General features: G+C 40.5%; 4 protein-coding genes and 2 pseudogenes. 1 reads left to right on the top strand and 5 read right to left on the bottom strand.

Annotated elements, in window-relative coordinates; translation table 11 throughout:
• Positions 1-80: 80 nt before the first annotated feature.
• The 3 genes and pseudogenes from AB4653_RS12555 to AB4653_RS12545 all read right to left on the bottom strand — a co-directional run.
• Complete coding sequence (locus AB4653_RS12555) at positions 81-437, bottom strand: hypothetical protein (protein WP_102257884.1); 357 nt, start codon at positions 435-437, stop codon at positions 81-83.
• A gap of 316 nt (positions 438-753) precedes the next feature.
• A pseudogene (locus AB4653_RS12550) lies at positions 754-947 on the bottom strand (hypothetical protein).
• A pseudogene (locus AB4653_RS12545) lies at positions 947-1,135 on the bottom strand (hypothetical protein); the annotation flags it as partial. The pseudogenes AB4653_RS12550 and AB4653_RS12545, both read right to left, overlap by 1 nt.
• A 408-nt stretch (positions 1,136-1,543) precedes the next feature.
• On the opposite strand from AB4653_RS12545, the gene AB4653_RS12540 reads away from it, so the two are divergent.
• Positions 1,544-2,824, top strand: a complete 1,281-nt coding sequence (locus AB4653_RS12540) for a GGDEF domain-containing protein (protein ID WP_102258014.1) — start codon at positions 1,544-1,546, stop codon at positions 2,822-2,824.
• Between the two features lie 763 nt (positions 2,825-3,587).
• Here the strand turns inward: AB4653_RS12540 and AB4653_RS12535 are convergent.
• Positions 3,588-3,740 carry a YoaH family protein gene (locus tag AB4653_RS12535; protein ID WP_004731009.1) on the bottom strand — a complete coding sequence of 51 codons (153 nt, stop codon included), beginning with the start codon at positions 3,738-3,740 and terminating at the stop codon, positions 3,588-3,590.
• 41 nt (positions 3,741-3,781) lie between these two features.
• The coding region (locus AB4653_RS12530) for a conjugal transfer protein TraF (protein ID WP_372104304.1) at positions 3,782-4,709 on the bottom strand (928 nt) is incomplete at its 5' end.

The raw sequence follows: 4,709 nt of genomic DNA, 5'->3' as shown, positions 1-4,709 counted from the left end.
CACTTGTATCAAAATAACTCCAAACTATCCCATAAGGCATGATTACACGTTAAAAAAACTGTCTTAAACGTTTATTAACACTAAAACTCTTCGAGTGTGTTGCGTTGTTCCACCTCTAGAATATCGAATACCAATTCACCATCCATTTCAAGAGTAAAGGAAATGCAAGAATCCTCTTCTCCTTCAAGATCCATGTCGGCACAACCGTTATAAACTGACCACTGATACTGATAATCAAGTTGGTATTCATTACCGCCAAGAAAAGTAACATCGCAAACATCAATACCCGTATGGTTTTCTGCCCGAGAATTAATATGTGATAAATCAGGTATAAGAGATGAGCCTAAATATTCTTCGTGCTCGATGAGTAACGCTTTTAACTCATCGCAAAGCGCACTACCATGTAGGACTGAACCCGACTTATTCAGAAAAATCATAATTGACCTCAAAACTGATGTTAATGGCTTGTGTAAAACGCAATTAAATAGAGAGCACTAAATTTAGAGTCCCTGTGTTCTGGTTAGTTAGTTTAGAAACAATAACTATAACCATTAATCCTATTTATAACAGTGATTTAAATCATTAGCTGTAAAACTAAGTGCTAAGTGTCTAATTACTTATAGATGAGATGCAAAAAGAGCCACTTTTATAAGAAAGTGGCTCTTTTATTGGTGAGGTTAGCGTCGTTTCTTATAGCGTTTTCGTGTGGTATTCGCCCTCACTACGCGTCCATTTTTTAGCGTGTAACCTTTCTTAAGTTGGCCGTTTGGTCGGCGGCCCTTGCACTTGTGTCCTTTCATTCGGTACCTCCAGTTTTCGTATCCGTTGCTCTTGGTCTGCTGCACTCGTTTTATCCAGTTGATGTCCGTTTTCAAAGCCGCAATAGTGCCAAGGCTTGAGACTCCACCTGTAATCAAAGCGATGATTAACGCATCGAGGTACGCCATCACTTCGTTTTCCATCGAGATGCGTAGTATTCAAGTAAGTATCGCACCATGGCGCGCATGCCTAGCGTATCAACCACAACAGCACCCACTACAAACTAATACGGATTTGGGATAACCTGCAGCGCATTGAAGCTTTGTTCTACGTATGGCGCGTAATTGGCAATGAAAGACAAAATGAGTGGTACGAACGCTCTCATAGACAACAAAGTTTTCGATAAAATTGAGTTTAAAAAGTGACACTGCAACATAACGGCCCTCCACTTTAATTGATGAACAGTAACAGTGGCCTCATAACTCGTTGTCACAGCAAGCCATAAAACTCGCACACATAACTCTGATTACGACAAACCGAACCACATTAAATTTAACTGTATAAATATACAGTTAAATTGATACCCCCGCAAAAACCACACTTATCGAGTGAATAGCATTCAAAACCAACGCCATGCGTACAGAATTTGTTCTAAAAATCAGTTTAATCATTAACTTTTCTGTATAATCTTCAATTCAATTTTAACTATTGAGTGCGAATGTGAATACTCGATAGAATCTCTGTTTGCGGTGACATCACGCATAACCACAAAGTTACAGTATGGATGATTAACATTTTGAGCGACAACGTATTCAGGCAAATCAATATATTCCTTTCGGTTTTTTGCCTCGCTGCCACTCTACTGTCGTTTATCTCTTACCATATGATCATGGATCAAAACTACGTTATCACTCCAGACAGATTCCCTACACTCGTTAACACTGACCAAGAACATAATGGTGGCACCAAAGGGGTGCTGTATAAGTCAGAAGACACCATTGAGTTACAGTGTGACTTTAAGCGTACCTATAGCTCGCCATTCTGTGAGATTGAGTTCGTTATCTCTACGGAAGGTAAAGGTCTGGATCTCTCAGTGTATGACTCAGTGACCATCAATATGGATTACGAAGGCCAAGAACAGCCAAGGTTTCGCTTTTACATTCGAAATTACGACGAGAATTACAGCGTTCAAGGTGACGCTATGTCTAATAAGTTCAATCGTTTAGATTTCTCGTTACCCGATAGAAAACACATCGACTTAGATTATTTCAATGTCCCTTTGTGGTGGATCGACTATTACAACCACCCTATTACGAATAGCGCCGTAGACGTTACCAACGCAGTGTCTGTTGAGTTAGGGCTTGGTGCTAGCACACTTGATGGGCACCATAAACTGACAGTACAAAGCATCGTTTTTCACGGCAAGACGATCGACAAGTTTGTACTAGGAAAACTCTTAATTAGTTTATGGGTGCTGTATGCGATTTACTATATATCTTGTGCGTTATATCTAGCCAGAAGAACAAGAACAGATGCCGCACAGCAACAACGTTCGTTGACTCAAGAAATTGAAGAGCTAAAGATAAAGGCTACAACCGATCCGTTAACCGGCTGTAGGAACAGAACTGAAGCTTTAGATGCTTTCTATGATTTTGAATGGTTAGCTCAGCAAGGAAAAACCATTCACATCGCTTTGTTTGATTTAGACCATTTTAAGCAAATCAATGATCAACATGGCCATGAAGTGGGTGACAAAGTACTTATTCAGTTTGTCGCAACGGCTAACGAGAGTCTTGGTGAGCAATATTTACTTTATCGCTGGGGTGGTGAGGAGTTCCTTTTAGTTTGCCTGGAGCAAACTGCGCTACAGTGTAACGAATCTATCAATAATCTATACCTAGCAATCGACCAAAGCGTTTGGCCTAAAGCGCTTAAAGTAACGACTTCGACTGGAGTAACACAGCTTAAGCAACATGAATCGATACGTTCTGCAATTAAACGTGCAGACAAGGCACTCTACCAAGCGAAAGACAACGGACGAAACCAAGTCGCAAAGTTGTACTAAAGCTCGCTTGACTAGACTGCAGTTACACGTTCAACTCTCTGCCAATACCCAATCAAGACGCCATTAATACCCTGTCGATATCTACTGTCCATTTAAGCCGCCGTTAGATTTTCAACGCAGACTAAAGAAGCCAAAAGCTTTACTGTCTCATTAGGATTCTAATCGTTATGTAGGCCTATAAGCGCGCTCTCACCATCGGTAACAACACATTCTGTAGTAACGCCATTAATCGCATTCTCAGGTTATATGTATCGTTTCTAAGCTTCCTAACTACTTGTTCTAAACCGCACATATCTGGCTAGTAAAAGCTTTCTCTAAGCAGTCGTAAGTCACTCGCGGTATCGGTTTTGAACATTACCGTCGTTACTTATCTCGCGCTGCTCTTCGAGGAAATCCTTATTATTCTGCTCCCGTCACGCTTCTAATCACGCACTCTGATCCACTAAAAATGGAAGTCACAACGTCACTATCCTTAAAAAACGCCATAGATTTAACTACTTAGACATGGTGACATAAATACTGACACCCAAAATGATAGTTGTATTGCTTTCAGAGCTCGCTGTAATTTAATTACAAATAGAAGCCAAGAAAAGCCTGATAAGTGGATTACTCTAACGTAACTTACTGAATAAAAGGCATTTAATGGTTTTGAATAGTCCGGGGTTTAGGGTAACTAAAGAATTGGTATGTACGAGATAATATATTATAGGGTAATATATTTAGTTATAGTGCGCTAAGGTGTTAAAAAAGAAGGGCTAATGCCCTACTCTTCTTTATTACTCATTTCTTCACGAATTTGCTCAGCAACGATTTTGATAGCTTGTGCTGTGCTGATGCCCTGGGTCATCATTTCTTGAATTCGTTCAACAGCTTTCTGTTGTTCTTCGTGAGAAAGGGTTGGTAAGTCGTTTAGCATAGTCTGCTCCTTTATTTAGGAGCAGAACTATATAAGGACTGTTAGTAACTAGCAAGGAAATTGATTGATGCACCCATTGCATTTTCATTTGTGTAGTTAGCACTTAAATCTAACTGGAACAAATTGAGTGGCGACAACCCAATACCTGCAGTGACTGTACCTTCTGAACCAGAGTATGCCAAATTCTTGTAGTACCCTGCCCTTAGCTGTAGCTGACGCAGAACATCAACTTCTGTACCAACGCGAATCATCTGTTCATTATCTTTGAACGAAGTAAACTTTTCGGTTTCATTTAAGTCATAGTCGACACTAAGCGTGAAGTAGTCCGCTACGATACCAGCACCTACGGTATATACTGGCTCTAGTTTGTATGCGTATTGGCCACCGACTTTGTGTGTCACACCGCTGGTCGTGCTCGTTAAAGTTTGAGATGTATCTTTGGTATTGATATCTCTAGATATTAAGTTGGTAGCCGAAAAACCAACTCGAAATGGACCTGTGAACCAAAGCGCGCCAGCATCCATATTAAAAGAAGTTTCACCTTCACCATTGTCTCTTACATCAGACAAATCGTAGCTCTTAACAGAAGCAACGTAGTTGTATGTGTAAATACGTTGAAGTTTAGGCGTGATACCAAATGAAATATGCTGCCCCATAAAGGTTTGATATTTAGCGAGAGTTAATCCAACTTCGGTAACACCAATAGCAACGGCTTCTACCGTCGACAACTCAAGCTTATCGGCATCTGTCGCTGACGCTTCATTGTAAACATTTGGTGTAGCAAACGATTCTGTATAGGCTTTGCCGAATAGGTTAGCCGCTATAAATTGATTTGGGATAGCGAATGCGACAACACCACCAAGTTCAACATTAGCTTGGTTACCATCGAGTTTTTTAAGAGCTGCATCTAAATCTGCAGTGTTTGTCGCAGCCAGAGCGGAATCAATATTTGATTTCATGTCTTGGGGG

This window comes from Vibrio sp. 10N.222.48.A3 (genome assembly GCF_041475345.1).
Lineage (GTDB): Bacteria > Pseudomonadota > Gammaproteobacteria > Enterobacterales > Vibrionaceae > Vibrio > Vibrio tasmaniensis_A.
This window is presented reverse-complemented; position numbering and strand designations above follow the sequence as displayed.

What these genes read in the sequence shown, in the direction of transcription:
- AB4653_RS12540 (WP_102258014.1), top strand. Translation starts at nt 1,544, where the DNA reads ATGATTAACATTTTGAGCGACAACGTATTCAGGCAAATCAATATATTC.
- AB4653_RS12535 (WP_004731009.1), bottom strand. Translation starts at nt 3,740, where the DNA reads ATGCTAAACGACTTACCAACCCTTTCTCACGAAGAACAACAGAAAGCT.
- AB4653_RS12555 (WP_102257884.1), bottom strand. Translation starts at nt 437, where the DNA reads ATGATTTTTCTGAATAAGTCGGGTTCAGTCCTACATGGTAGTGCGCTT.